Raw genomic sequence first — 26,938 nt, 5'->3', positions numbered from 1 at the left:
GTCGAAATTCTAGCATAATCATATATAAGATATAATACAAAATGTTAAAAAATATAAATAAAAATATAAAAGTTTTATATGTTGAAGATGATGATATAGCAAGAGAAAATGGTATTGAATATTTAGAAAACTTTTTTGATACTATTTATGAAGCTTCAAATGCAATAACAGCATTACAACTTTATGAAAAATACAAACCACAAATTATTATAACAGATATTCAGATGCCAAAATTAAATGGTTTGGAGTTTGTAAAAAGAGTACGCCAAATTGATAAAAAATGCCAAATAATAGTTATTACTGCATTTTGCGATAAAGATTATTTACTTCAAGCAATAGAGTTACAACTTGTTAAATATTTAGTAAAACCAGTAAATGAAAAAGATTTTGAAGAAGCTTTACTTTTATGTATAAAATCATTGGAAGAGGATATTTCAAATATCGTAAAATTTGATGAAACTTCATATTTTGATACTTTTAATAAAACTTTAGTTATTGAAAATGAGCTTATAAAACTAAGAGCAAAAGAGATTTTATTTTTAGAACTGCTTATAAAAAATAAAAATAGATATGTTACATACGAGGAAATTGAGTCTTATGTTTGGTTTGATAGTGTGATGACAAAAGATGCTTTAAAAACTTTAGTTAAAAATGTTAAAACAAAACTTCAAAAAGATATGATAGAAAATCTTACAAATAGTGGGTATAAAATTGGAATTTGATATAAACCAGATTATATTTTATGGTATAACTTTTGGTATTTTAATAATGACAATAGCATATACCTTAATAAGATATATATATTCAAAAGAGATATTTTATATAAGTTATTGTTTTATGCAAATTTTTTCTTTGGTTTATATAGTTGCATATAGTAAGTTATATCAAATTAGTTATTTTGTTCAAGAATTTTCTTTAGTTTTAGCTTCTGTTTTTGCAGTAATTTTTGCAGTAAATTATTATGAAGGAAAATTTTTACCAAAAGTTTCAAACTATAAAGAGTTGATTTTAAATACATTTTTATTAAATGTTGTGATTCTAACAGCTTTTTATCACTATATTTTATTTGAATATTTACCTTATACTATCATTTATGCAATTTTATTTATTTCAATAATTTTTAATTTAAAACAAGGTTTTAAGCCAACGCTTATTTATGTAATAGGTTGGTCAATATTTTGTATAATTCTTTTTATCTTTGATTTTAAAAATAGATATATTGGCTTGGGATATTTTGATTTAGTTTTAGTTGTATTTACTCTTGAAGCGATGCTTTTTACAATCTCAATAGCATATAAATATAATGATTTGAAAAAACAAAATAAAGAGTTTGAAAAGATGATTTTGCAACAATCAAAGTTTGTAAAATCAGGTGAAATGATAGCAAATATAACTCACCAATTTAGGCAACCACTAAATAATATTTCATATATCTTGATAAATTTGAAAAAGAGATTTGAAAGTGAAAAATTAGACAAGATTTTTTTTGATAAAAAGGTAAATCAAGCAAATGAACAGGTGAGTTTTTTATCAAAAACAATAGATGATTTTAAAGAGTTTTATTTACAAGAGAAAGAAAAAGATGATTTTTTTGTAAAAGACTCAATCCAAAATGCTCTTACAATCTTAAATCCTGACCTACAAAAAGATAATATAAATTTGAATTTAAAATTTGAGACTTTCGAAGATATAAAAATCTTTGGAGTTAAAAATGAGTTGTCTCAAGTTATTTTATCTTTGGTTTCAAATTCAATAGATGCTTTAAAAAATAGACATAATCCAAAAATATCTATAAATGTAGTATCTTCAAGTGCTGAGGTTATAATAGAAATTTTAGATAATGCAGGTGGAATAAAAGCAAAAAATCTAAAAAAAATATTTGAACCATATTTCTCTACAAAAGAAGAAGGAACTGGAATAGGGCTTTATTTATCAAAAATTATAATTGAAGAGAGTTTTGGTGGAAAGTTACAAGTTCAAAATATAAAAGATGGAGCTAAATTCTCCATCTTTATTGAAAAGGCTATTTAGTTTAAGGTTTTGAAAAAATCAGTTTTTTTACAACTTTATAATTTTTTTCTTGAGAATAAACCTCTATGAAAATAGGTATATTTTTTGTTTTTATATTGTTTAAATCATTAACACTTTCTATAATTAATACTTTTTTAGCTCTTTTTCCAGCTTCAAGTGAAAACTTCTCAAATCTTTTTATTTTGAAGTTATCATCATTTAATTTTATGTCAAAAGTCAAAGTTTCATCTTGAGTATTATGAACACCTAATATATAGTTATTTACTATTTTTTTATCTTCAGTTACTTTATAAAGTTCAGTTGTTTTATTTATATTTACTAAGAAATTTTCTTTTTCAAGAGAAAAATAAAATGCTAAAAAAATACATAGAAATAGTGAAACAAAATATGTAGTATTTCTTTTTGTAAAAATAGATACTTTTTGTTTGTTTATAACTTTATTTGTACTTCCCCAGTTAATTAAGCTTGTTTTTCCTAATTTTCCCATAACAGTTGAACAAGCATCACTACATTCAAGACAATTTATACATTCAACTTGTAAACCTTTTCTTATATCAATATGTGTTGGACATATTTTTACACAAGCTTCACAAGTTGTACACTCTTCGTTATTTGACCACTCTTTTTCTTTGAATATAGATTTAATACTGCCTTGATAAACTTTTCCACCACGATTAAAATCGTAAGTTACTTGTTTTGTATTATCATCATATAAAACAGATTGAATTCTTGAATAAGGACAAACATAAACACAGAAATTTTCTTTCATAAAAACGATATCATAAACTAAAAATAGTGCAACACTTATAATAAATAATATCATAAAACTATGTTCAGCAGGCTCTTTTAGATAAAGAAAGAAATCTTCTGGTGGAACAAAATAAAGCATAAAGTTTGATGATATAACTAAAGTAATAATCAACCACAAAAATAAAGAAATATATTTTTTAAATTGATTTGATTTTTTTGAATAATCTATATCTTTTTGTTTATTTTTGATTCTTCTTAAGTCTAAAATTGTACTTTCGATTAAATCTCTATAAATTACTCTAAAAATAGTTTGAGGACATGCCCATCCACACCAAATTCTTCCTAATATTGAAGTCATTGCAAATATACCAATGAATAAAAACATTAGTAAAAATGGCATAACATAAAGTTCGCTTACATTAAAAACAATTCCTAGAAAGTGAAATTGCAACCTTTCAAATGATAGTAATAGAAGATGATTTTCATTTATTGTAATAAATGGTGAAATTAGTACAAAAATTGTAATCAAAGTATATACTAAATATCTTCTTTTTGAATAAGCCATAAAAACTCCTTTTATTTTTTTGTATTCTAAATAAAAAAAGTGTTCATTTGGTGGTATGAAAAAATATAAAAATTATATTGCTTATTTTGATTATTATTTGTATAATTTTGCAAGTTTATTTAAGGAAAAAAAGTGAGAAAAATTAACTTTGTTTTTTTATTTTTGTTGTTTGGTTTTGTTGAGCTATTTGCAGGAAATAGATACGATATGAAATCAGGAATTGTTGAATATGAAATAGTTGGAGATAATGGAAAAGCTAATGGTAGTATAAATGGTACTAGTAAATTAGTCTTTAAAGACTTTGGAGCAATCGAATTAGTAGATGAAAAAACTACTCAAATTATTGCAGGAGAACAAGAAACTGAAAGAACAGTTTCAAAAATAGTAAAAGATACTTTATATACAGCAGATTTTGATGATGAAATTATTTATTCTCAAAAGTTAGTATTAGATGAAGATAGTTCAATACAAAATATAAAAAATCGTGAGAGTTTTACTCAAATGGGTGCAAAATATTTAGGAACTGAAACTATTTTGGGATATAAATGTGATGTTTGGCAACTTGGTGAAGATAAAATCTGGGTTTACAATAGTGTTCCTCTAAAACAAATAAGTAAATCTTTAGGTGTTGTACAAATGCAAATAGCAAAAACTGCAACTTTTAATATTGATATAAAAGATGATAAATTTAAACTTCCAAATTTCCCAGTTAAAAAGATTGAAGCGATAATTGGTGGTGGAGAAGATGAAGCAGAATATGCAAATCCTGTAAAAAGATAATAGCTTGAGAAAAACTCAAGCTATTTATTAAACTAGTTTTTTATTTTCTTTTGTAAGAATGTAGGCAACTATTATAAACGAAACAGCACCTAAGAATGTATTAGAAAGAATAGTTGAAGCTACTGCGAAGAATAGAGCAACTAAACTTGCTTTTTTAGTATTTACAACTAATGCTATTATTGAAATAATCAGTGATACAAATCCAACATAACCAAAATATATAGAGTGTCCCATAAAGTCTTTTATTCCACAAGCTATTCCTTTTGAATCAATGTTGCAAGCATTTGCTAAAGCTTTATTTGAAACAAATCCTATTTTAAACAGATAAACAGCAATTGCAAAAACTAAAGTATAAACTACAATCTCTTTTAAATCTGTAATTTTAATCTCTTTTGTTGTACCTTTGTATAGGATAAACGCAAAAATTAAAGATAAAATAACCCAAATATTTGAGAAAATATTTAAAGAAGTTTCGTTATAGAAAACTATAATTGTATTTATAACTAAAATTAAAGATAAAAGTTTTTCAAATTTACCAAATTGAAGTTGATTGAATCTTGGAATATATAACCATAAAAATGAAATAGCTAAGATTATAAATCCATAGATTTCAAAGTTTTCATATCTTCCATTAAATGCTAAATTTGTAGTCATAATAAATGTAAAGAATGCAGATGCATAAAAGAACATTGAAGGAATTACATCACTTTGTTTTTTTCTTAAGATGTAAGCTAACATAAAATAATATACAAAGATTTGAGTTCCAAGAACTAAAATTGCCCAAATAAACTCAAAGAAGTTTCTAGTTATTACATGATATTGTTCAACTTGAAGCATAAATAAAATAGCAAAAATAGTATTTATAATAGTAAAAGTAGCTATTTTTGTCATTGAAAATACTTTTTTTCTTAACATTGCATAAGAGAAACCTAATACTAAAAATAGTGAACCAAATGCTAAATATGTATAATTTGGGAAGTTTGAAACATCACCTTTAAATACACTTTTATCACCTCTATCTTTATCAAATAATCCCCAGAATCCACCAACAGCTCCTTCATTTACTCTTTTCCAAGGTTGATCAACTGCTTCGATGATATTATAGTTCCAGTTTTTTTCATTTGCTAATTTTACAAAATCTCTTACAAACATAGCTTGGTTTATTTTGCTAGGCATAGCATCTTCTCTTGCTCTTCCTTCACTTGGCCAACCTGTTTCACCAATTAGAATATTTGAAGTTCCTAACTCTTTTTCAACTTCCATTCTTACATTTGCTAAGTGTTCTATTGAATCATGTATATTTTGAGGATCATCTTCCCAATAAGGTAAAATATGAATAGTTACAAAATCTGTAACTTCTTTGATTTTTGGATATTTAAGCCAATATTCCCAAACATCAGCATAAGTTACAGGAGTATCAGGAAGAGCAGTTTTTACTTCAACTATAAAATCGTGAAGTCTTTGCTCAGAAGAATCACCTCTTAATAAAACCTCGTTTCCTACAATTACTGCTTTTACAATGTCTTTGTATTCAGTTGCAAGTTGGATTAAAGTATCTACTTCTTTTCTTGCATCTTTATCACTTTTTCCTATCCATGCCCCCATTAACATTTGCATATTTAACTCTTTTGCAACTTTAGGAATAAGTTCTAATCCAACAGTAGAATAAGTTCTAATACAATTTGTATACTTAGAAAAAAGTTCTAAATCTTTTCTAATATTTTCTTCTTTTAGAACTAAACCTTTCTCAAAAGAGTATGGTGATTCATCTTTTGTAAATGGAGCATAAGAGACACATTGAAGTTTAGAAAAAGATTTTGAAGAGTCATCTTTTAATATAACTTTTGTACCTACATAATGCCAAAAAAACAGCACTGATAGTGCACTTAAAAATGTTAAAAAAACCTTGTTTCTCATTATTATCCTTTTCTTATTTGACCTTGTCCATAAATTTTGTATTTGAATGTCGTTAAATCTTCTATTCCCATAGGACCTCTTGAATGAAGTTTATTTGTAGAAATACCAACTTCAGCTCCAAGTCCAAACTCTCCACCATCTGTAAATCTTGTACTTGCATTTGCATAAACACAAGCAGCATCAACTTCACTTAAAAATTTATTTATTGTCGTGTAGTTTTCACTTAAGATTGATTCAGAGTGTCCAGAACCGTGTCTTTGAATATGTGTGATCGCTTCATCAACATTTGCTACAATTTTTATGTTTAAAACATTTGCTAAATATTCTGTATCAAAATCTTCTAATGTTGCAGGAATTGCGTTTATGTGTTGTAAAGTTTCAGGGCAACCTTTTAAGATTGTTCCATGAAGACTAAGAGTTTCAACTAAACCACTTAAGATTAATGCAGCAATATTTGTATGAATTAATAAAGTTTCTATTGAGTTACAAGCACTTGGTTTTTGGCATTTTGCATTTACAACAATGTCAAATATTTTTGTAATATTGGCATCTTGGTCTATAAAAATATGACAAATTCCTTTATCGTGTTTAATTACTGGAATTGATGAGTTTTCACTCACAAATCTAATAAGTGCTTCTCCACCTCTTGGAACAATTAAATCTACATATTTGTCTTGTTTTATTAGTTTTGCAACACCTTCTCTACTTGAATCAGGAAGTAATGAAATAGCATATTCAGGAAGATTGTTTTTTCTTAATACTTCTCTTAAAATTGTAGCTATTGCTTTGTTTGAGTTTTCAGCTTCTTTTCCACCTTTTAAAACACAAACATTTCCACTTTTAAAACAAAGTGCAGCAGTATCACTTGTAACATTTGGACGGCTTTCATAAATGATTCCAATTACTCCAATAGGAATAGAAACTTTTTGAATATTTAAACCATCTTTAGTAACCCAACCATTTAAAATTTTACCTAAAGGATCTTGTTGTGATGCAATTTGTCTAATTGCAATTGCCATATCTTGAATTCGTTTTTCTGTCAGAAGAAGTCTATCTTGTAAAGCATCATTTAAATTATTTAATTTTGCATCATTCATATCTTTTTGATTGTGAGAAAGAATGAAAGAAGAGTGTTCTATTAAAGCATCTGCCATTTCATTTAGAACTCTATTTTTCTGTGCAGAGCCTAAGTTTGCAATAATTCGACTGCTATTTTTAGCCTCTTGTAAAAACTCTTGCATAAGCTTTTCCTATTTTAAAATAAATTATTTTCGCGTAATATACTAAAATAAGGCTTTGTTACGGCTTTTATAATTTAATTTAAAATATGATTTATTGGACCATTACCATTACCTAAATTTGGTGCGTGTTTTATTGCTTCATAGATATATTTTTTTGCTATTTTTATAGAGTCCTCCAAAGTTTCACCTTTTGCAACAAGTGAAGCAATACTTGCACTAAAACTACAACCAGTTCCATGCGTATTTGATTCATCAGCTCTTTTAGATTCAAAGTTTATAATTGTTCCATCTTTTTTTAATAAAACATCTACTGTTTTATTTTTATCTTCAACCATATTTTTAAATAAAATATTTGTTGGTATATGTTTTATATTTTTTATATCATCAATTGAGTTTACATCAAAAAATAGTTTTGCTTCATATTTATTTGGAGTTATTACAAAAGCATATTTAAAAAGTGTTTTTAATGTTTCAATTGCTTCATCATCAATAAGTTTAGAACCAGCTCTTGAAATAGCAACAGGATCTAAAATAATAGGAATATATAAAGGTTTTATACAATCAAGAACTTTTAAAATAAGCTCTTTTGAACCTAACATCCCGATTTTTATAGCATTTACTTTAAAATCTTCTAAAACGCTAGATATTTGTTCTTGTACAAAACTAGGTTTTAAAACTTCTACATTTGTAACTCCAAGAGTATTTTGTACAGTTATTGCTGTTATTGCTGTTGTCATAAAAATTCCATGATAAAATCCACTTTTTATGTCAGCTTGAATACCAGCACCTCCACCACTATCGCTTCCTGCTATTGTTAAAACAACTTTCATTTTTTAAACCTTTATTTACAAATACCACTATCTTTTAGCATTTCTTGGATTTTTTTACATCGATTATTATCAATGTAGAGATTTAACCATGATTCTACCCAATAAGGAATATTTCTTCCATTATTCCCCCAAGAGTTTACGCTTTGATATTTTAAGCCCAAATATTGCGAAAAAGTGCGTTTATTAAAATTCGCTTTTTTTAGTAACAATTTAAAATTTTCTTTATCCATTTACATTCCAAAAATAAATATTCATAAGTATATCTTAAAAATATAAAAAATATATAAAAGTATATAAAATTAAGAAAAATATTAGTTGAATTTTTGTAAAATATTTATATATTAAAATAAGGATTTAAAATGAAAATAAAAGCAATTTTAAGTAGTGGAAGATTTAGAATTTTTAATGTTTTCAAATTTGAAGATTTAAAAGCTATAACAGCTCTTTATCCAAGATGGGAATATATGTCATAAATTTTTTTATGTTAGAATAAATAAAATTTAACTGGAAAAAATATGGGAATAAAAGATAAATTAAAAGAGAATTCAAATAAATTAATAAATATTGCGAGTGAAAATGCAACAAAAGCTTTTGATTATCCTAAAATAAAAAGCCAGCAGTTAAAAGATGCAATAAATTTGAAAATAAGAGAAAAAGCAATTCTTTCAACAAAAGCTAGATTAATAGAAAATCATAAAACTTTTGATGATTTTAGTGATGAAGATTTAGAAATAATTATTGCAGATGAAGAGAGAAAAATTATAGATGACTTGAAAACAAAATCTTTAGTTGTTGCTCTTGCAGCTCTTGGTTTAAACTTTTTTGTTTAGGTTTTTGTGATGTTTAAACAAGTAAAATCTGCTGTTTTTTGGTACTATTTGTATAAGTTTAGAAAAAGAGTTACTTTAATATTCTTGCTTTTAATTATCGCACTTTTTGCAAATGTGATTTATGCTGACATTGTAGAATACTTAAAATTAAAAGAAAAACTTGAATACCTAGAAATAGCTTTAATTTCAAAATGGTTAATCATAATATTTAATATTGGTATTTCTATATATCTTATTTTGACTTTGTTTAAAAAAGAGGAAAGTGGAAATGGAAAAAAAGAAAAAATAGTAGAAAAAGAAAATATCAAAAAAGAAAAATTCACTCAAAGAGAAAAAGAGTTTTTAAATAAAAAAAATATTCGTTCAAAGGCTGATATTTTATTGGATAAATAATTTGTATTTTAAAGCTATTTTTTGGTTATTATTACAAAAAAATTTTTAAAGGGAGAATTATGTATCTTAGAATTACAAATATTGTAGAAAGTAGCTTTTTCACAAAGTTTATAATTTATTTAATTGTATTAAATGGAATTACAATGGGACTTGAGACTTCAAAAACTTTTATGCAAAGTTTTGGAGTTTATACAACGCTATTTAATCAAATTGTTATTACTATTTTTACTATAGAGATTATTTTAAGAATTTATGTTCATAGAATCTCTTTTTTCAAAGACCCATGGAGTCTATTTGATTTTTTCGTTGTTGCTATCTCTTTAGTTCCTACAAGTTCAGGATTTGAAATATTAAGAGTTTTAAGAGTTCTTAGACTATTTAGGTTAGTTACTGCTGTTCCTCAAATGAGAAAAATAGTTTCAGCACTTATTAGTGTGATTCCAGGAATGTTATCTGTAATTGCTTTAATGACACTGTTTTTTTATATTTTTGCAATTATGGCAACACAACTTTTTGGAGAAAGATTTCCTGAATGGTTTGGAACATTAGGTGAATCTTTTTATACACTATTTCAAGTTATGACTTTAGAATCTTGGTCAATGGGTATTGTCAGACCTCTGATGGAAGTTTATCCTTATGCTTGGGTTTTCTTTATACCTTTTATATTTGTAGTAACTTTTGTAATGATAAATTTAGTGGTTGCTATTATAGTTGATGCAATGGCTATTTTAAATCAAAAAGAGGAACAACATATAATTGATGAAGTTCAATCTCATGAAGATAATATAAATAATGAGATAATAAAATTAAGAGAAGAGATTGTAGAACTTAAAGAATTAATAAAAACTAGTTTAAAAAACTAATCTTTATTTTTTCATTTAAGTTAGCTATTTAGATTTAAAAAATGTATAATCACAAAATTTTATAAAGTATTTTAAGAAGGAAATAGATGGATGCGACAAATTTAAAAAACTATTTTTTTTATTTTGCAAGTTTTGTAGTTATAATAGCAGGTATGAAAATGGCGAGTGAAATAGTTGTTATACTATTTTTGGCAATATTTATCTCTTCTATTTTTTCATCTGTTTTAAATCTATTACAAAGGAAACATTTTCCCAAAATAGTCTCTTATTTTCTTTTGTTACTTATAGTTATAATTCTTGGTTTTATGTTTGCTTATGTAATAAATATTTCTTTAAAAGATTTTTTAGCAAATCTTCCTAGTTACGAAGTTAAGTTAAAAAATTTAGTTTTAAATAGCATTCATTTTGCACAAAGTTATGGTTTAAATATTGATAAAGCAAAAATAATGGAAACACTAAATTTTAGCTCTTTCTTTGGCTTAACTACAAATATAATTGGGAGTATTAGTACCTTTTTATCAAAGTTTTTGCTTGTGATTATAGGTGTTGCATTTATTCTTGCTGAATCAAAATCTTTTCAAACAAAATTAAAAGTAATTTTTAGAAATAATGCAAAAAAACTACAACACTTCAATCTTTTTTCATTTAATATTCAAAAGTATTTTGTAGTTAAAACTTTCACAAGCTTTTTGACAGGGTTTATAGTAACAATTATGCTAGCTTTTTTCAATGTTGATTATCCTATTTTATGGGGTGTTATTGCAATGCTATTTAATTTTGTACCAGTTGTGGGGTCAATAATTGCTTCAATTCCTGCGATACTTTTAGCATTAATGAATCTTGATATTTTTTCTGCTATTTGGGTTATTATTTTATATATGGTTATAAATATTTCAATAAGTAATATTTTAGAACCAAAATTAATGGGAAGAGAACTAGGACTATCTCCTTTAATAATATTTTTCTCTTTAATATTTTGGGGTTATATTTTGGGAATTGTAGGAATGTTTCTAGCTGTTCCAATTACTATGACATTAAAAATAGCATTCGATTCAAATACAAGTACTCATTGGATTGGTATTTTAATGTCTGATTTATCAAGGAAAAAACTTAAAAAAACTGAAGATTAAAATTTGTTTACTTTCTAATACTTGTTTTTAAAAACAAAAAGACTATGACATGAATAAGTATGATTTTTATTTATAAGCATAAAGTCCATTGACTTAATAATGGTGCGGATGGCGGGACTTGAACCCGCACAAGCTTAGCTCACCACCACCTCAAGATGGCGTGTCTACCATTCCACCACATCCGCATTTCTGGAGAAATTAGGGTAGAATGTTACTATCAATTTACTTAAAAATATATCAAATATTTCATTATTAAGGTTATTCCTCTTTAAAGGTTTTTTCATGTACTGTTTCTAATATTTTTTTAGCTATTTTTGATGTATTTATTGCAATATCATGTGTTTGATTTGCAATTGAAGCATTATTTTGTGTTTGTCTATCTAATTTTGTGATTACATCATTAATTTGTTCTATACTTGTTTTTTGCTCTTTTGAAGAAATTGAAATATCGTGTATTACTTCTGTTGTTTTTGATATGTTCTCTTTTAATTTTACATATCCATTTATCATATCATCTGCAATTTTTTTACCATTATTTGTTTTTTCAGTTGCATTTTCAACTAAAGATTTAATCTCACGTGCTGCTTCGGCACTTCTACTTGCTAGATTTCTTACTTCAGCTGCAACAACAGCAAATCCACGTCCCGCTTCTCCAGCAGTTGCAGCTTCAACAGCTGCATTTAAAGATAAAATATTTGTTTGAAATGCTATTTGGTCAATAATTGTAATTGCCTCTGCAATTGATTGCGTTTGTTCATTTATTGAATCCATTGATTCAACTGTAATATTTGCAAGTTTTTGTCCCTCTTCAATTGAATTTGATAACTCTTTTGAATGATTTTCCATTATTGAGATTCTTTCTGTATTATTTATTACAGTACTTGTAATTTCTTCCAAAGCAGCAGCTGTTTCTTCTAAAGATACGGCAGTTTCATTTGAAGATTTATTTAAAATATCTACATTTTCTAATAAAATTTTTGAACTATCATCAAGAATAAAACCATTTGCTTTGTTTTGTTGAAGCATTTGGTTTATTATATTTGATAGATTATTTAAACCTTTTGCAACATTTCCAGTAGGATTTTTTATATCATCTACAAAGTTTAATTTTGAGTATTTTTCAAGAGATGATAAAATAACATTTATATCTTCATTTACATTCATATTTATTGTTTGAATCATTTCATTTAACATATTTTTTAATTCATTTAATGATTCATTTGTAGTTGTTTGTGTTAGTTGTAAATTAAGATTTCCCTCTTTTACTCTATTTACAATCATTTTAACTTCATTTATTAAAGCTTTATCTTTCTCAAGATTTTTGGCAATTATTTCCATTTGTTTGTCTATTTCTGCTGCCATATTACCAAACTCATCATTTGTATTTATATTTAGTTTAATAATATTTTTTTCTTCACCTTTTAAATATTTAAAGAAAAAGTTTAACCCCTCTTCAAAAGTTTTTAAAGGAGATAAAATTTTAACTAATGCATAAAATAAAATTCCAAGAATAATTATCAGTAAAAAAACATATAAAAATATCTCTTTGATTAGATTTTCATTGATTTTTTTAGAAATAGCATTTTTATCAAGTTGAATCACTAATTTCCAATTTGTAATAGGAATATTACTATATGCAATTAATTGGGGATTGTTATTAAGTAAAGCTTCACCAAAATGTAAACTATTATTTGATTTTACTTGTGCATAAATTTCATTTTGTTTTTCAAGCTCTTTTTCATCTTTATGAATTATAGTTTTTCCTTCAAAATCTGTTAAATATGCAAAACCATCTTCATTGAGATTTATATTTAAAACAGTATTTACAACAGTATCAAGAGCAATATCCGAACCAATTACTCCTATGATTTTTCCATCTTTTTTTATAGGTGCAGATACTGAGATAACTAGTTTTTTTGTAGTAAAATCAATGTAAGGTTCGCTAATTCCTGCTTTATTTGTTTCAACAGCTTTTTTATACCATGGTCTTTTTCTTGAATCATAATCATGTGTTTGAGGTGTTCTAAAAGTGGCATCATATTGTAAGAAATTTCCATTCTCTTCAATTCCAAGATATAATCCTGAAAACTTTCCTGATAAATTACCTAGTCTTAATTTATCAATAATCTCTTTGTTTTTTACATCCAAATTTAATGATGATACTTCTTGTGCAACAGCTTCAACAATATCAATTTTTGATTGTAAATAACTGTTGATTGATTTTGAAGTTTCTTTTGCTAAATCCAACTCTTTTTGTTTAATTAAATTATATTCCGAACTATAATTATTGTACGTATTATAAAATCCTAATATAAAAAATGAGACAGAAACACTAAAAAGCGTCAAAACAAGAAGTTTGTTTTTAATAGTTGTACTTTTCAATTTTTTTCCTTTTTACATTTATAAAAGAAATTTTACTTTTAAATGGTGTCAAAAAGGTAGCATAAATTTAGATAAAAAAAAAGGTCAAGAAGAAAACTTCTTGACCTTTGGAGTTTTATTAAATCTGTTGATTTAAAATTACCCTAAAAATGGATTTGCATATAATGCAATCATAGCTACAACAAGTGCATAAATAACTTGTGCTTCGATCATCGCTAAAGCAATGAACATTGTAGTCATTAATTTTCCACCTAAACCTGGGTTTCTAGCAGTACCAGCAATAGTTGCAGCAGCAGTATTACCCATACCAATAGCACCACCAAGTGCAGCAAGACCTAATCCAATTCCAGCAGCAACAACAGAGTATGCTTTTAAAGTTTCATTTACAACAGCTTCGTCAGCAGCGAAAGCGATACCAGCAATAGCTAGCATTAAAAGAACGATTTTTTTCATTCTATATTCCTTTATATAATTTAAACAAAGTCTGTTCGGCTTGCGTATCCCTACTAAATACTTTGATGGGCAATATTATAAAGAAGTAAAACTAAAAATAAGCTAAAATTTATAATCTAAGACTTTTTAAAAACTTTTTGTTATAATCAAAATTCTAAAGAAGGGTTTATTATGAAAAAAATAATTATAAGTACGACTTTTTTAATTACACTTATTGTTGTCTCTATCTATGGGATTTTGTTTACAAAAAAAGGAAATGGATTTATTTCCTCTTACTTAGAAAATAGAGTAAATGAAGAACAAAAAGATTTGAAATTCAAAATAAATAATTTTACTTTAACAACAAAAGATGTTGATTTTGAAGCAACACTCAATGAAAACTCTTACATAAATATCTCTGGTGCTTTATCGCTTTTCAAAAAAAATGTAGATTTAAAATATGATATAAAAATAGAAGATTTATCTATTTTCAAAAATTTAATTAGTGAAGATTTAAAAGGAACTTTTTTTACAAATGGAATTTTCAAAGGAAGTGAATCTGAATCAATAATTCAAGGTTTTTCAAATATTGCAAGTAGTCAAACAAAATATTATATGAACTTAGTTGATTTTAAACTAAAAGATATTTATTTAGATTTAAAAGATGCAAAGATTGATGAATTGTTAGCAATATTTAATAAACCATTATATGCAAATGGAAATTTAAATTTAAATGCAAATATTAAAAATATAGATAAAAATAGTTTAGATGGTTTATTGATTGCAAATATTTCTAAAGGATTAATAAATAATGATATTTTTAATAAAGAATTTAATCAAAAAATAAATACAAAAATTAGTTTCAATGGTGATATAAATGCTTCTTTATTAGGAAATATTATTGAAGTTAAATCTGATATGACAAGTTCTGTTGCTGATATATTTTTTGATAAAACTTTAATTGATATCGAAAAAAATACAATACAAAGTGATTACAAAATTGATGTAAAAAATTTGGCAAAATTAGAAGGGTTAATTGGTAAAAAATTGCAAGGTGAGTTTCTAACGACAGGAAATATTTTAAAGGATAATAAAAATATTTCAGTTGATGGAAATAGTGATATTTTTGATGGATTTTTCACATATAAATTTGAACTTAAAGATTATGAAATTCAAAACTTAAATTTGAATATAGAAAAAGCAAAATTAGAAAAAATATTTTTTATGTTAAATGAACCAATTTATGCTGTTGGAAATCTAGAATTACACAGTGATATAAAAAATTCTAATATAGAAAATCTTGATGGAAGTTCTAGTATAAAGATATCTGATGCAAAAATTATAAATGAGGTTGTAAATACTGTTTTTAAAAAGAATTTGAAAGATTTAATTACTTTTAAAAGTGAAATCAAAACTTCTTATGTACCAAACCAAGCTATTTCGCAAATAGATGTAAATTCAAATATTGCACAATTAAATATGAATAAAGCAATTTATGATTTTTCAAAGAATACTTTTAACAGTGATTATAATTTGAATGTATTTGAGTTGGAAGCTTTAGAAAGTTTTACAAAAGTAAAAATGCGTGGCGCAATTGATGTAGTTGGAACAATAGAAAATAGTGAAAACTTTTTTAAAATTAATGGAAATTCAAATATTGCAAGTGGACAAATGAATTTTAATCTAATAAATCATGATTTAGTTTTAAATTTAAATAATGCAAATTTAAAAGATATAACTTATATGATGTTTCAACCTGAAATTTTTGATTCAAAAACTAATTTGGACTTAAAATATAACTTGCTTGATGAAAAAGGTACTTTGAATGCAAATTTATTGGGTGGAAGATTTTTAGAAAATAACTTCTCAAATATTGTTAATCAATTGGCAAAATACGATTTAACAAAAGATGTTTATGAAACAGCAGTTTTAAGTAGTAAAATCGATAATAAGAAATTTATAACAGACTTGACAATGAAAAATAAAAATAATCAAATAGAAATTAAAGATTCTTTAGTAGATTTTGATAAAAATATTATAGATGCAAAAATCGATACAAAAATTAAAAATAATAGTTTTTTTGTGTTAGTAAAAGGTGATATGAATAAACCTACTATATCTTTAGATGCAAAAAATTTTTTGAAAAATAAGATTGATAAAAAGATAGAAGATAATAAAGATAAAATAGAAGAAAAGCTAAATAAAGTTTTGAAAGATAAAGATAGTGAAAAAACAAAAGAACTAATCAAAAACATAAAATCTCTTTTTTAGTTTAATATGATAATTATTATCGGTTTTAAGAGAAATTGAAGTTTTTTTGGCTTTAATTTTAAATGAAAATGATTGATATTATTAAAGGAAAAGTTTATGATTAAAAGTACAAAAAAAGTTTTATTATCTGTTTCTGTAGTAGCATCTCTTGCTCTTACTTCTTATGCGGCAACAAATAATAACGAAGTAAAAAAAGTTGAAGTTGCAAAACAAGCTTCAATTTTAGAAGCTTATGCAAATATTGCTTTAGATAATTATACAAATGCTTTAAAAGATGCAAAAAATTTGAAAGTTGCTATTGATAAATTTGCAAAAGCTCCAACACAAGAAAATTTTGATGCTGCAAAAAAAGCTTGGTTAGACTCAAGAGAATCTTATGGTTCAACTGAAATTTTTAGATTATCAAATGGACCAATTGATGCAGAAGAAGGATGGATAGCTGATGCTTATGGTGCATTAGAAGGACAAATTAATGCTTGGCCTTTAGATGAAAATATGATTGATTATACGGTAGATGCTGAAGGAAAATTAACTTCTGGAAATATTATTGATACTGTTGGAAAATTTAATCCAGGTGGTGAAGATTCAAAAGAAGTTGATGTAACAAAAATTACAGTTGATGCTTTAACAGATTTAAATGAAAATGGTGGAGAAGCAAATGTTTCAACTGGTTACCATGCAATAGAATTTTTATTATGGGGACAAGATCAAGATTATGCAAATTTTATGGATGATAATGTTACAAAAGGTCCAATGACAGCTGGTCAAAGACCATTAACTGATTTTACTACAGACAAAAATTCACAAAGAAGATTAGCTTATTTAAAAGCAAGTTCTGAAAAACTAGTTAAAGATTTAGAAACAGTTACAAGTGCTTGGAAAAAAGAAGTAAAAGGAAATCAAGGACTTTATCAAGCAGCACTTTTAGGTAAATTAAAAGGAAAAGATAAAGACAAAAATATTGACCAAAAAGAAGCTTTAAAACAAATCATTGCAGGAATGGGTGTATTTATCAAATCTGAGCTTGCAAATGAGAGAATTGCTGTTGCAGTTTTAACTCCAAGTGAAGAAGATGAACACTCTTGCTTCTCTGACAATACTCATAGAGATTTAGTTAAAAATTATGAAGGTTTCAAAAATGTTTTAACTGCAACTTATAATGGTAAAAAATATGGAAAATCTCTATTTGATGCTGTTGATAAAGAGACAAAAGAAAGAATAGAGAAATTAATGTCATCTATTGAAGAAAAAATAGAAAGTGTTGATAAAATTGCAAAAACAGAAGCTCATTTTGATTATCAAATTAGACCTGACCATGAACAATCTAAAGTTATTACAAAACTGAAAAATGAGTTAAGAAAACTTGGTGATGAAATGGTAAATGTTGCTTCAGCAAATGGAATTAGTTTAAGTACAGATGATGTTACAGATCCTGAAGAAACAAAAATTTAATAACTCATTTAAAAGAGTTATTTTTATAAAAAGCCTTGTAGCAATATTTGCTACAGGGCTTTTTGCAGTTAATAGTACTAGTAATTTTTTATCAACAAATAAAAATAGTTCTTTGCTTATAACTCCTAAAAAAGGGTTAAATAATGAGGAACATGATAAATTTATGTTGGGAAGAAGTTTTTTTTCTATTCCTTGGGTTGAAGCACCAAGTGTTACAACTGCAAGAGATGGATTAGGACCTCTTTTTAATGCAAATAGTTGTATTAGCTGTCATCCAAAAAATGGAAGAGGAACTTTATTTACAAAAAATAATTTGCCTTCTAGGGCTTTAATTGCAAGATTATCTATAAAATCTGATGATAGTTTGAAACATAAAGAGTTATTAAAATATCAAGGGTTTGTTCCAGAACCAGTTTATGGAAATCAATTAGCGATTAATGGTATATTTGGAGTTGATTTTGAAGGAAAAATTAAAATTGATTTTGAAGAAAAAGAAGTTGTTTTCCCTGATGGAGAAAAACAAATTTTACTTAAACCAAAGTATAGTTTGACTGATTTAAATTATGGTGATTTACATAAAGATATAAATATATCATATAGAATTGCACAAACTTTAAATGGGATGGGTTTAATCGCTTTAATTTCAGATGAAGATATTTTAGCAAATGAAGATGTAGATGATAAAGATGGTGATGGAATTTCAGGACGAGCTAACTGGGTTTATTCAAAAATAACTAAAAAAACAGAGTTAGGAAAATATACTTGGAAAGCAAGTGTCGCATTTTTAAAAGAGCAAATAGCAAATGCAGCTTCAAATGATATTGGATTGACAACTTCAGTTAATCCTAGTGAAAATTGTACAGATTTTCAAGAAGCATGTAAAAATGCTCCAAAAGCAAAAGATAGTATTGATTTACCAGATGAAAGGTTAGATGCAATTGCTTTTTATTTAAAAAATATAAAAAGTTATACTCCTAAAAATACAAAAGAGTATAATGAGGGTCTAGCACTTTTTGAAGCTATTTCATGTTCAAAATGTCATATCACAAGTTTTAATACAAAAGATGGGTTTAAAATTTCACCGTTTTCTGATTTTTTACTTCATGATATGGGTGAAGATTTATCTGATGGAAGAGTTGAATTTTTAGCTTCGCAAAATGAATGGAGAACAGCTCCTTTATGGGGATTAGCTTTACATAAAAAAATAAATAAAGAAGAGCCAAAACTTTTACATGATGGCAGAGCTAGAAGCTATCAAGAAGCAATTTTATGGCATGGTGGTGAAGCTCAAAATAGTAAAGAAAGCTATATGAACTTACCAAAAGAGAAAAGAGAAAAATTGATTAAATTTTTGGAGGAATTATGATAAAAAAATTTTTATTTTTGATGATTTTTAGTATTTCTTTATTTGCACAAGATAGTGCACTTTTTAATATTGTTAAAAATGTGTCTATTCCAGATGTACAAACAGCAATTAAAGATGCAAAAGCTTTAAAAGCAAATTATAGTGATGAGAATTTTACAAATTTTATAAGAGCTTGGAAAAAAGTTGAAGCTTTATATTTTGCAGGTGAGATAGATGATGATTATTTAGATACACCTAGATATATGGATGTTTTTAATAACTTAAAAGAGGATTTAAATTCTCAAATGCAAAGAGTGATTGATTCAAATGATGATCCTAAAAAAGCACTATTTAAAAATTCATTTAAAACTATAAATGCTTTAGAATATGTTTTATATAGTGATAAAACTATTACTGATAGAAAAAAAGCAATTGCCGGTGTTATTATTGATTCACTAGTTTCAAAATTAGAAGATATAAAAGGTGCTTATGAGGAGTTTTTAACTTCTAAACCAAAAGATGAAAAATTTGATACTGCAATAGTTATTAATACTTTAATAGCAAGTACTTATAGATTAAAAGAGTGGAGAATTGGAAATGCAAGTGGTTCTTCTTCTAAATTTAAAAATGATCCAAATAACAATCGAGCAGAATATTTTTTAAGCCAAAATTCATTTGCAGCAATTGATGCTATTTTAGATGCTCAAAAAGAGATTTTAGAAGATAAGAATTATTACAATTTTGCTTCTTTATCAAAAAAACTTAATGCACAAAAAGAGTTAAAAGTGGCTCTTGATAAGATAATTGAAACAAAAGAAAAATTATCAAAATTAAAAAAAGATGATTTTTCAAAAGCTCAAGATTTATTTGAAAGTGCAAGAGCTTTACATAATGCTTATTATTTATCTTTAATTGATAAATTAGGTTTAAAAGCAAATGTTTTAGATGCAGATGGAGATTGATTAAAAAATGAATGATTTTTTTGCACTTGAATATTTAGTTAATCCAAGTAAAAGATTGTTTTGGATTTATTTATTAAGTTCAATATTTTTAGCAATTGTATATTTTTATGTTACTAAAAAAAATAGTAGATTAATCACTTCATCAAAGTTGTGGTTACATCCAAGTGCAAAATTAGATTACTATTACTTTTTTTTATCATATTTTATAAATATACTTTTGTTGGTACCTTTTATTGTAAGTGCAAAAACTGTTGCACTATTTGTAAATAAAGAGTTATATTTTTATTTTGATTATTATGACAATAGCTTTTTTAGTTATAAACAAATAGTTTTAATGTACACAATTAGTATATTTGTTGTAAGTGACTTTACAAGATATTGGCTTCATAGATTTTTACATACAATACCATTTTTATGGGAATTTCATAAAATCCATCATAGTGCAAAAGTTTTAACACCAATTACTTTTTATAGAGTTCATCCTGTTGAAAACTTCCTTTTTGGACTTAGATATTCATTAAGTGTTGGTTTTGTAACAGGTGTTTTTATATATTTTTTTGGTGCAAAAGTTGATATTTATATGGTTTTTGGAGTAAATATTATTTTATTTGTCTTTTCCTTATTTGGATCTAATCTTAGACATTCTCATATTCCATTTTCTTATGGGGAATTTATAGAAAAGTGGCTACTTTCTCCAAAACAGCATCAAATTCATCATGATAAAAAGCATTTTAATAAAAATTTTGGTGGATATATAGCTATTTGGGATAGATTGTTTGGAAGTTTAACTTTATCAAAAGATGTCAAAGTTTTAAAATTTGGTTTAAGACGTGAACAGATGAAGGACTATTTATCTTTGAAATATTTGATAATTAGACCTTTTATAAATTTATTAAAAAGAAGGGGAATTTAATGAAAAATTTAAGACTATTTTTTATAGTTGGTTTAATGTTTTCTGCTTTAATGGCAGAAGATATGAAAAAAGAAGATTTAGGACGAATTTTATTTTTTGATGTAAATTTATCTAAAAATAGAACTCAAAGTTGTGCTACATGTCATAATCCTAATGCTGGATTTGTAGATGATAGAGATAATGGTGTGAAAAAAATGGCTTCACTTGGAGATGATGGAAAATCATTAGGTGATAGACAAGCTCCAACAGCATCTTATGCAAAATTTTCTCCAACATTTCATTTTGATGAAAAAGCTAAAAAATATGTTGGTGGACAGTTTTGGGATGGAAGAGAAGCAACTTTAGAAGGACAAGCAGGTGGACCACCACTTAATCCAATAGAAATGGGAATGAGTGATAAAAAAGCAGTTGTAGATAGACTAAAAGAGAATAGTTTATATGTTGATTCATTTAAAAAAATCTTTGGAGCTGATATTTTTAAAAATGATGATAAAGCTTATGAAGCTATGACTATTGCTATTGCTTCTTTTGAAAGAACTGATGAATTTTCACCATTTGATTCAAAATATGATAGATATTTAAAAGGTGAATATGATTTAACTCCACTTGAGGATTTAGGTAAATCTATATTTTTCTCAAATAACAATAACTCTTGTGCAAATTGTCACGTTTTAAAAGGTGAAGATAAAGAGGGTGAAACTTTCACAAATTACCAATATCATAATATTGGAACTCCTGCAAACAATGAATTAAGAGCAAAAAATGGTGTAAAAGCAATAGATGAAGGTCTTTTAGCAAATTCAAATGTGTCAGATGTTGCTCAAAAAGGAAAACATAAAGTTCCAACTTTAAGAAATGTTGCAGTTACAGCTCCATACATGCATAATGGAGTGTTTAAAGATTTAAAAACTGTTGTAGAGTTTTATGATAAATATAACAATAAAGACAGAAATATAGATCCAGAAATTAATAAACCTTGGGATGAACCAGAAGTTAAAGATAATATATCTTTACAAGAGTTAAAAGCGAATAAATTAACAGATAGAAAAGTAGAAGCGCTTGTAGCATTTATGAAACTTCTAACAGATAAAAAATATGAACATCTTTTAGAAGAACAAGAGAAAAAAGAGAAGTAAAACTCTCTTTTTTTAAGGTTCAACTTTTTTTGCTTTTAAAATAAGAAGAACTGAACCAATAATCGCAGCTATAACAGAACTTGCAAAAATTCCAAGTTTTACGGCTCCTACAATAGTTTGATCACTAAAAGCAAGGTGAGAAATAAAAATAGACATTGTGAATCCAATACCACCTAAAAATCCAACTGCAAATATATCATTCCAAGTTACATTTTCTGGTTTTACACTAATTTTCAGTTTTGTAGCTAAATATGTGAAACTAAAAATACCAATTGGTTTTCCTATTATTAATCCTAATGCAACACCTAAAACTATTAGTTGATGTTCAATAACATTTGAGAAATCAATTATTACTCCTGCATTTGCAAAAGCAAATAAAGGCATTATAATAAAAGCTGAAAAGTTATGTAAAGCATGTTCTAATTTTACTAAAGGGTTATCTACGCTTAAATTTTCAACTGATTCTTCTAAATCTGCTTTTTTATTTAAAGGAATTGCAAAAGCTAATAAAACACCAGCAATTGTAGAGTGAATACCTGTTTTATGAATAAATATCCATAAAAAAACTCCTAAAATTATATATGGAGTTAATTTTTGTACATTTTTATAGTTTAAAAACCAAATTATAGAATAAACAGCAAAAGCATATAAAAAATATTCAAAGTGAAGTTCATTTGTGTAAAAAATAGCAACAACTACAATTGCTCCTAAATCATCAACAACGGCAAGAGTTACTAAAAATAGTTTAATTGCAGGATTAACTTTATTTCCTAAAAGCATCAAAATACCTAAAGCAAAAGCAATATCTGTTGCCATTGGTACACCAAAACCTGTGATATGATCAGGATTTAAACTTATATAAAGTATTGCAGGAACTATCATTCCTCCAATAGCTGCAATTATAGGGAAAGACGCTTTTTTTACACTAGATAATTCTCCTATTAGCATCTCTCTTTTTATTTCAAGTCCAACAACAAGAAAAAATATTGCCATTAAAACATCATTTATCCAATGAAGTAAGCTCATAGAAGCATTTAATTGCCCGAAATTAATTCCAAGTTGTGTAGAAAATAGTTCAAAGTAATATGAACCAAAATCTGAATTTGCAATAGTTACAGCAAGTACAGTTACTACAAAAAGTATCAATCCACTTAAAGTCTCTTTTGATATAAAGTCTTTAATTAAAAATAGGCTATTTTTCATTTTTTTCCTTTTTTAAACACTCTTTACAAATACCTTTAATAATAATATTTTCGATTTTGTATTCTGGAAGTGTTAAGTTTAATTTTTCATGAATACACTCAATTTTTGAACAATTAGTGCATATAAAGTGAGAATGTTGGTTTTTTTTGATTTCAAAATATCTTTTTTTATCATTTGATTCAAATGAATTTATAAGATTTTCCTCTTCAAAGATAGCTACGTTTCTATAAAAAGTTGCTTTGTCCATAGATATAAAATCTTTTATATCTTCGTAAGATAAAGGTTTATTTGAGTCTATTAATACCTCTAAAATTGCTTTTCTTGCGTTTGTAAGTTTTATGTGAGTAAAGTCTGTTATATTCATAACAAAGATTGTATCAAAATTTTTTTTAAAATCATTTTACAACTAAGTTGCATTAAAGATTAAAAAGATTAAACTTTCAACTTAATTGCAACTAGGTTGCATAAAATAAAGAAAGGAAAAAAATGAAAAAATTTTTAGTTTTATTTTTGGTTTTTGCTTCATTTTTATATGCAAATAAACCACAATTAACAGTAAATATTTTGCCACAAAAATATTTTGTAGAAAAAATAGTAAAAGATAAATTTGATATAAATGTTATGGTAAAACCAGGAAGTTCTCCTCATAATTTTGAGCCAAAACCTTCTCAAATGAAATCTTTAGCTTCTTCAAAAGCTTATTTTTTAGTTGGTGATCCAAGTGAACAAGCATGGATAGGAAAATTTAAACAAAATGCAAAAGATACTTTATTTGTTGACACTACTGTTGGAATAGAAAGAATTCCTATGGTTGCACATAAACACCATGATGAAGAGGATGAAAATGAACATGAACACGAAGGTCATGCACATCACGAACATGAGCACGAGCATGAAAAACATGCTGAACATGATCATGACGAATCAGGTTTAGACCCACATACTTGGTTAGATCCAATTTCTGTAAAAGTTCAAGCAAAAAATATTTATGAAGCTATGTTAAAAATTGATCAAAAAAATAGTGATTTTTATAAAGCAAATTATGAAGAGTTTGTAAAAGAACTTGATAGTTTAGATACGGAGATAAAAAATATTTTAGCACCTTATAAAGATAAAGCTTTTATGGTATTTCATCCATCTTGGGGATACTTTGCTAAAAGATATGACTTAGAGCAAATATCTATTGAAATGGAAGGAAAAGAGCCAAAACCAAATGAGTTAGTAAAACTTGTTGAAGAGGCAAAAAAACATGATATAAAAATAGTGTTTGTTGCTCCTCAATTTTCGCAAAAAAGTGCAAAAACTATTTCTCAAAGTATTGGTGCAAATGTAGTTTCTATTGACCCTTTAAGTGGTGATTGGAAAAATGACCTTTTAAAAACAGCAAAAGAGATTGCAAATAGTTATAAATGATACGATTTTTTTTAACAATTATTCTTTTTAAGAGTATCCTTTTTGGATGCTCTTTATGTTCAGTTTATACTCCAAGAACACATGTTTCTACACATATAAAAACAGATAATCAAAATATTAAAACATTAAGCATAAATTGGACTTTTGCAAAACAATTTTCTGATGAATTATTACAAATATATGACTTAAATTTAGATGGAACTTTTGACAAAAAAGAGTTGAAATTTATTGAAGATGCTTTATTAAACTATTTAGAACCAAGGAATTTCCTAACAACTATATCTTATGATAATAAAACTGATGGACAAAGTATTCCTTTTGAAGTTCAAGATTATAAAATGAGTTTTAAAAATGGAATTTTGAATTTTGATTATAATATTACTTTAAACTACAAACTTTATGATAAAAATATTTTAAATATTAGAGTATTTGATAAAGAAGGCTATTTTTTTATAATCTTTCAAGATGAAAAACAAAAATTTGATACTCCTTATGAAGTTAAAAAAAGTACAAATATAAGTGAAGTAACTTATACTATAAATGCACCATCTTTAACAGTTCAACAGATACAAAATGAAGTTATTGTTCAAAAAATAGAAAAAGTTGAAGAGAAAGAGAAAATCTATGAAGAACCTAAAAAAGAGAACTTTTTAGATATTTTTACAAATAATATAAAAAAGTATTTAGTGGATATTGAAAATGGAGATAAAATTGCTTTAGTTTTTTTACTTATGGCATCTTTTATTTATGGAGTTGTTCACGCTCTTGGTCCTGGTCATGGAAAAGCTTTGGCATTTTCATATTTTTCTTCACAAAAAAGTTCTTATTTTGAAGCTTTTATTATCTCTTTATTTACCGCTTTTGTTCATATAATTGGGGCTTTAATTATAGTGCTTATTTCAGTTTTAATACTTCAAAGTGTCTTGAATAATTTTATAGAAAATAGTGTTACTTATATTACAGCTTTAAGTGCAGTTATTATTATGTTTTTAGCTTTATACATTTTATATAAAAAAGTAAAGAAAAAGTCTTGTTCTTGTGTCTCTTGTAGTGTAGAGTTAAAAAGTACAAAATTTGATATAAAACCACAAAATCAGAATTTTGTGAAATTGACTCAAAATAAACCTATTTTACTTCAAAAAAGAAGTAAAAAACAAGATTTGATTTTTGTTTTAACAGCCGGAATAGTTCCTTGTCCAGGAACAGTTTTACTTTTTGTTTATGCTTTTTTACTAAAAACTTATTTTGCAGTATTTTTAGCAAGTATTAGTATAAGTCTTGGAATGGCTGTTGTGATTTTCGCTTCATCATTTTTAGGAGTAAGTATTCATAAAATGTCTTCAAAATCTTCAAAAATTATAAATATTTTAGAGATACTTGCACCTATTTTTATGTTTATTTTGGCTTTATTATTACTTTTGAGTTCGAAGATTTTTTAAATCTCTTTTATCATATGATAAAAGTTGCTTCCTGAAACTTTTAGGATTTCATTATCTTGAAATCCTAATCTTTCATATAAAGCTTTTGCTTTTGGATTTTCAAAATCAACTAAAAGTGAAAGTTTTCCAAAATCTAACTCTTTTGCTTTTTGTTCGGCAAAACTAAACAGCTCTTTTGCTATTCCTCTTCCTTGAAAGCTAGGACTTACACTAACTGTATCTATATAAAATTCATCTTCAAAACACTCTTTTTCAAATGAATCTAAAAAAATATTTTTTCTTTTTAAATGTTCAATCATAGGAGAGTCTAGTTTTTCTACATCATTTGAATTGTATGCTAATAAAAGACCAACTATTTGGTTATTTGTTTCATAAGTATAAATATTGTTATAACTAAGCCTACAAACATCCATTTTTATATAATAATCCAAAGTTTCTAAAATTTTTTTATCTTCATTTTCACCAGTTAAAGTGTTTGCAATATCATGAATTGCATCATAAATAAGAGTTGAAATATTTGTAATACTATTTTTATTTGCTTGTTTTATCATAATTTTTCCAAAATGCATTTTTTGAGGATTTTACTAAACCTTAACTAACAGATAATTAATAGATTTATTTTAAAATGCTAGTGGTTATGTAAAATTTTGGAGAAAATTA

25 protein-coding genes and 1 tRNA gene are annotated in these 26,938 nt (G+C 25.8%); 15 read left to right on the top strand and 11 right to left on the bottom strand.

Features of this window, described 5'->3' with window-relative positions; translation table 11 throughout:
* The first annotated feature begins 41 nt into the window (after positions 1-41).
* On the top strand, positions 42-722 hold the full coding sequence (locus CKV87_RS08820; RefSeq protein ID WP_012147729.1) for a response regulator transcription factor: 681 nt from the start codon (positions 42-44) through the stop codon (positions 720-722).
* On the top strand, positions 712-2,031 hold the full coding sequence (locus tag CKV87_RS08815; RefSeq protein WP_012147728.1) for a sensor histidine kinase: 1,320 nt from the start codon (positions 712-714) through the stop codon (positions 2,029-2,031). Before CKV87_RS08820 ends, CKV87_RS08815 begins: the two co-directional genes overlap by 11 nt.
* 1 nt (position 2,032) lies before the next feature.
* Here the strand turns inward: CKV87_RS08815 and ccoG are convergent, their stop codons facing one another.
* Positions 2,033-3,346, bottom strand: a complete 1,314-nt coding sequence (gene ccoG, locus CKV87_RS08810) for a cytochrome c oxidase accessory protein CcoG (RefSeq protein WP_012147727.1) — start codon at positions 3,344-3,346, stop codon at positions 2,033-2,035.
* Positions 3,347-3,478: 132 nt separating this feature from the next.
* Between ccoG and CKV87_RS08805 the strand changes: the two genes are divergently transcribed.
* Complete coding sequence (locus CKV87_RS08805; protein WP_012147726.1) at positions 3,479-4,126, top strand: hypothetical protein; 648 nt, start codon at positions 3,479-3,481, stop codon at positions 4,124-4,126.
* Positions 4,127-4,153: 27 nt separating this feature from the next.
* Here CKV87_RS08805 and CKV87_RS08800 read toward each other — a convergent pair whose 3' ends face one another.
* From CKV87_RS08800 to CKV87_RS08785, 4 genes are all read right to left on the bottom strand, one after another.
* Positions 4,154-6,043 (bottom strand): glycoside hydrolase family 17 protein, encoded by a 1,890-nt coding sequence (locus CKV87_RS08800; protein WP_012147725.1) that lies wholly within the window; start codon positions 6,041-6,043, stop codon positions 4,154-4,156.
* Between the two features lie 2 nt (positions 6,044-6,045).
* Positions 6,046-7,284: a glutamate-5-semialdehyde dehydrogenase gene (locus CKV87_RS08795; protein ID WP_012147724.1), complete on the bottom strand. Its 1,239-nt coding sequence runs from the start codon at positions 7,282-7,284 to the stop codon at positions 6,046-6,048.
* 74 nt (positions 7,285-7,358) lie between these two features.
* On the bottom strand, positions 7,359-8,114 hold the full coding sequence (gene thiD / locus CKV87_RS08790) for a bifunctional hydroxymethylpyrimidine kinase/phosphomethylpyrimidine kinase (RefSeq protein ID WP_012147723.1): 756 nt from the start codon (positions 8,112-8,114) through the stop codon (positions 7,359-7,361).
* 11 nt (positions 8,115-8,125) lie between these two features.
* On the bottom strand, positions 8,126-8,344 hold the full coding sequence (locus CKV87_RS08785; protein WP_012147722.1) for a hypothetical protein: 219 nt from the start codon (positions 8,342-8,344) through the stop codon (positions 8,126-8,128).
* A 285-nt stretch (positions 8,345-8,629) separates the two neighbouring features.
* Here CKV87_RS08785 and CKV87_RS08780 point away from each other — a divergent pair, with 285 nt between their 5' ends.
* The 4 genes from CKV87_RS08780 (at position 8,630) to CKV87_RS08765 (ending at position 11,330) form a co-directional block, all read left to right on the top strand.
* The gene (locus tag CKV87_RS08780; protein WP_004509940.1) at positions 8,630-8,944 is read left to right on the top strand and encodes a hypothetical protein; all 315 of its coding nucleotides are present in this window, start codon (positions 8,630-8,632) and stop codon (positions 8,942-8,944) included.
* A 9-nt stretch (positions 8,945-8,953) separates the two neighbouring features.
* Entirely contained in the window at positions 8,954-9,337 is a 384-nt protein-coding gene (locus CKV87_RS08775) for a hypothetical protein (protein ID WP_012147721.1), read from the top strand.
* A gap of 59 nt (positions 9,338-9,396) precedes the next feature.
* Complete coding sequence (locus CKV87_RS08770; protein WP_012147720.1) at positions 9,397-10,200, top strand: ion transporter; 804 nt, start codon at positions 9,397-9,399, stop codon at positions 10,198-10,200.
* Positions 10,201-10,286: 86 nt separating this feature from the next.
* Positions 10,287-11,330, top strand: coding sequence for an AI-2E family transporter (locus CKV87_RS08765; protein WP_012147719.1), 1,044 nt, complete (start codon positions 10,287-10,289; stop codon positions 11,328-11,330).
* Between the two features lie 100 nt (positions 11,331-11,430).
* Here CKV87_RS08765 and CKV87_RS08760 read toward each other — a convergent pair.
* From CKV87_RS08760 to CKV87_RS08750, 3 genes are all read right to left on the bottom strand, one after another.
* Positions 11,431-11,515, bottom strand: a tRNA-Leu gene (locus CKV87_RS08760).
* A 73-nt stretch (positions 11,516-11,588) separates the two neighbouring features.
* Positions 11,589-13,712, bottom strand: a complete 2,124-nt coding sequence (locus CKV87_RS08755; RefSeq protein WP_012147718.1) for a methyl-accepting chemotaxis protein — start codon at positions 13,710-13,712, stop codon at positions 11,589-11,591.
* Positions 13,713-13,850: 138 nt separating this feature from the next.
* A complete protein-coding gene (locus CKV87_RS08750; protein WP_004509928.1) occupies positions 13,851-14,165 on the bottom strand; it encodes a F0F1 ATP synthase subunit C in 315 nt (104 codons plus the stop codon).
* A gap of 171 nt (positions 14,166-14,336) precedes the next feature.
* On the opposite strand from CKV87_RS08750, the gene CKV87_RS08745 reads away from it, so the two are divergent.
* The 6 genes from CKV87_RS08745 (at position 14,337) to CKV87_RS08720 (ending at position 22,223) form a co-directional block, all read left to right on the top strand.
* The gene (locus tag CKV87_RS08745; protein WP_012147717.1) at positions 14,337-16,415 is read left to right on the top strand and encodes a hypothetical protein; all 2,079 of its coding nucleotides are present in this window, start codon (positions 14,337-14,339) and stop codon (positions 16,413-16,415) included.
* Between the two features lie 96 nt (positions 16,416-16,511).
* The gene (locus CKV87_RS08740) at positions 16,512-17,867 is read left to right on the top strand and encodes an imelysin family protein (protein ID WP_012147716.1); all 1,356 of its coding nucleotides are present in this window, start codon (positions 16,512-16,514) and stop codon (positions 17,865-17,867) included.
* Positions 17,836-19,233 carry a di-heme oxidoreductase family protein gene (locus tag CKV87_RS08735; RefSeq protein ID WP_228126916.1) on the top strand — a complete coding sequence of 466 codons (1,398 nt, stop codon included), beginning with the start codon at positions 17,836-17,838 and terminating at the stop codon, positions 19,231-19,233. The genes CKV87_RS08740 and CKV87_RS08735 overlap by 32 nt, the downstream gene beginning before the upstream one ends.
* Positions 19,230-20,174 carry an imelysin family protein gene (locus tag CKV87_RS08730; RefSeq protein WP_012147714.1) on the top strand — a complete coding sequence of 315 codons (945 nt, stop codon included), beginning with the start codon at positions 19,230-19,232 and terminating at the stop codon, positions 20,172-20,174. The genes CKV87_RS08735 and CKV87_RS08730 overlap by 4 nt, the downstream gene beginning before the upstream one ends.
* Positions 20,175-20,181: 7 nt before the next feature.
* Complete coding sequence (locus tag CKV87_RS08725; RefSeq protein WP_012147713.1) at positions 20,182-21,087, top strand: sterol desaturase family protein; 906 nt, start codon at positions 20,182-20,184, stop codon at positions 21,085-21,087.
* Positions 21,087-22,223 (top strand): cytochrome-c peroxidase, encoded by a 1,137-nt coding sequence (locus CKV87_RS08720; RefSeq protein ID WP_012147712.1) that lies wholly within the window; start codon positions 21,087-21,089, stop codon positions 22,221-22,223. Before CKV87_RS08725 ends, CKV87_RS08720 begins: the two co-directional genes overlap by 1 nt.
* Positions 22,224-22,235: 12 nt before the next feature.
* Here the strand turns inward: CKV87_RS08720 and nhaA are convergent, their stop codons facing one another.
* Both nhaA and CKV87_RS08710 read right to left on the bottom strand, forming a co-directional pair.
* On the bottom strand, positions 22,236-23,426 hold the full coding sequence (gene nhaA, locus CKV87_RS08715) for a Na+/H+ antiporter NhaA (protein WP_012147711.1): 1,191 nt from the start codon (positions 23,424-23,426) through the stop codon (positions 22,236-22,238).
* Positions 23,416-23,790 carry a Fur family transcriptional regulator gene (locus CKV87_RS08710; RefSeq protein ID WP_004509919.1) on the bottom strand — a complete coding sequence of 125 codons (375 nt, stop codon included), beginning with the start codon at positions 23,788-23,790 and terminating at the stop codon, positions 23,416-23,418. Before CKV87_RS08710 ends, nhaA begins: the two co-directional genes overlap by 11 nt.
* Before the next feature lie 122 nt (positions 23,791-23,912).
* Here CKV87_RS08710 and CKV87_RS08705 point away from each other — a divergent pair, with 122 nt between their 5' ends.
* Both CKV87_RS08705 and CKV87_RS08700 read left to right on the top strand, forming a co-directional pair.
* Positions 23,913-24,839, top strand: a complete 927-nt coding sequence (locus CKV87_RS08705; protein WP_012147710.1) for a metal ABC transporter solute-binding protein, Zn/Mn family — start codon at positions 23,913-23,915, stop codon at positions 24,837-24,839.
* Complete coding sequence (locus tag CKV87_RS08700) at positions 24,836-26,278, top strand: HoxN/HupN/NixA family nickel/cobalt transporter (RefSeq protein ID WP_012147709.1); 1,443 nt, start codon at positions 24,836-24,838, stop codon at positions 26,276-26,278. The genes CKV87_RS08705 and CKV87_RS08700 overlap by 4 nt, the downstream gene beginning before the upstream one ends.
* On the opposite strand, the gene CKV87_RS08695 is transcribed toward CKV87_RS08700, so the two are convergent.
* The gene (locus tag CKV87_RS08695) at positions 26,275-26,829 is read right to left on the bottom strand and encodes a GNAT family N-acetyltransferase (protein WP_012147708.1); all 555 of its coding nucleotides are present in this window, start codon (positions 26,827-26,829) and stop codon (positions 26,275-26,277) included. The genes CKV87_RS08700 and CKV87_RS08695 overlap by 4 nt on opposite strands.
* Positions 26,830-26,938 lie beyond the last annotated feature (109 nt).

The sequence above is a fragment of the Aliarcobacter butzleri genome (assembly GCF_900187115.1).
Classification (GTDB): domain Bacteria; phylum Campylobacterota; class Campylobacteria; order Campylobacterales; family Arcobacteraceae; genus Aliarcobacter; species Aliarcobacter butzleri.
The sequence above is the reverse complement of the archived record's forward strand: the minus strand, read 5'-3'. Positions and strand labels throughout refer to the sequence as shown.

What these genes read in the sequence shown, in the direction of transcription:
- CKV87_RS08820 (WP_012147729.1), top strand. Translation starts at nt 42, where the DNA reads ATGTTAAAAAATATAAATAAAAATATAAAAGTTTTATATGTTGAAGAT.
- ccoG (WP_012147727.1), bottom strand. Translation starts at nt 3,346, where the DNA reads ATGGCTTATTCAAAAAGAAGATATTTAGTATATACTTTGATTACAATT.
- CKV87_RS08800 (WP_012147725.1), bottom strand. Translation starts at nt 6,043, where the DNA reads ATGAGAAACAAGGTTTTTTTAACATTTTTAAGTGCACTATCAGTGCTG.
- CKV87_RS08795 (WP_012147724.1), bottom strand. Translation starts at nt 7,284, where the DNA reads ATGCAAGAGTTTTTACAAGAGGCTAAAAATAGCAGTCGAATTATTGCA.
- thiD (WP_012147723.1), bottom strand. Translation starts at nt 8,114, where the DNA reads ATGAAAGTTGTTTTAACAATAGCAGGAAGCGATAGTGGTGGAGGTGCT.
- CKV87_RS08785 (WP_012147722.1), bottom strand. Translation starts at nt 8,344, where the DNA reads ATGGATAAAGAAAATTTTAAATTGTTACTAAAAAAAGCGAATTTTAAT.
- CKV87_RS08780 (WP_004509940.1), top strand. Translation starts at nt 8,630, where the DNA reads ATGGGAATAAAAGATAAATTAAAAGAGAATTCAAATAAATTAATAAAT.
- CKV87_RS08775 (WP_012147721.1), top strand. Translation starts at nt 8,954, where the DNA reads ATGTTTAAACAAGTAAAATCTGCTGTTTTTTGGTACTATTTGTATAAG.
- CKV87_RS08770 (WP_012147720.1), top strand. Translation starts at nt 9,397, where the DNA reads ATGTATCTTAGAATTACAAATATTGTAGAAAGTAGCTTTTTCACAAAG.
- CKV87_RS08765 (WP_012147719.1), top strand. Translation starts at nt 10,287, where the DNA reads ATGGATGCGACAAATTTAAAAAACTATTTTTTTTATTTTGCAAGTTTT.
- CKV87_RS08750 (WP_004509928.1), bottom strand. Translation starts at nt 14,165, where the DNA reads ATGAAAAAAATCGTTCTTTTAATGCTAGCTATTGCTGGTATCGCTTTC.
- CKV87_RS08745 (WP_012147717.1), top strand. Translation starts at nt 14,337, where the DNA reads ATGAAAAAAATAATTATAAGTACGACTTTTTTAATTACACTTATTGTT.
- CKV87_RS08740 (WP_012147716.1), top strand. Translation starts at nt 16,512, where the DNA reads ATGATTAAAAGTACAAAAAAAGTTTTATTATCTGTTTCTGTAGTAGCA.
- CKV87_RS08735 (WP_228126916.1), top strand. Translation starts at nt 17,836, where the DNA reads ATGTTACAGATCCTGAAGAAACAAAAATTTAATAACTCATTTAAAAGA.
- CKV87_RS08730 (WP_012147714.1), top strand. Translation starts at nt 19,230, where the DNA reads ATGATAAAAAAATTTTTATTTTTGATGATTTTTAGTATTTCTTTATTT.
- CKV87_RS08725 (WP_012147713.1), top strand. Translation starts at nt 20,182, where the DNA reads ATGAATGATTTTTTTGCACTTGAATATTTAGTTAATCCAAGTAAAAGA.
- CKV87_RS08720 (WP_012147712.1), top strand. Translation starts at nt 21,087, where the DNA reads ATGAAAAATTTAAGACTATTTTTTATAGTTGGTTTAATGTTTTCTGCT.
- nhaA (WP_012147711.1), bottom strand. Translation starts at nt 23,426, where the DNA reads ATGAAAAATAGCCTATTTTTAATTAAAGACTTTATATCAAAAGAGACT.
- CKV87_RS08710 (WP_004509919.1), bottom strand. Translation starts at nt 23,790, where the DNA reads ATGAATATAACAGACTTTACTCACATAAAACTTACAAACGCAAGAAAA.
- CKV87_RS08705 (WP_012147710.1), top strand. Translation starts at nt 23,913, where the DNA reads ATGAAAAAATTTTTAGTTTTATTTTTGGTTTTTGCTTCATTTTTATAT.
- CKV87_RS08700 (WP_012147709.1), top strand. Translation starts at nt 24,836, where the DNA reads ATGATACGATTTTTTTTAACAATTATTCTTTTTAAGAGTATCCTTTTT.
- CKV87_RS08695 (WP_012147708.1), bottom strand. Translation starts at nt 26,829, where the DNA reads ATGATAAAACAAGCAAATAAAAATAGTATTACAAATATTTCAACTCTT.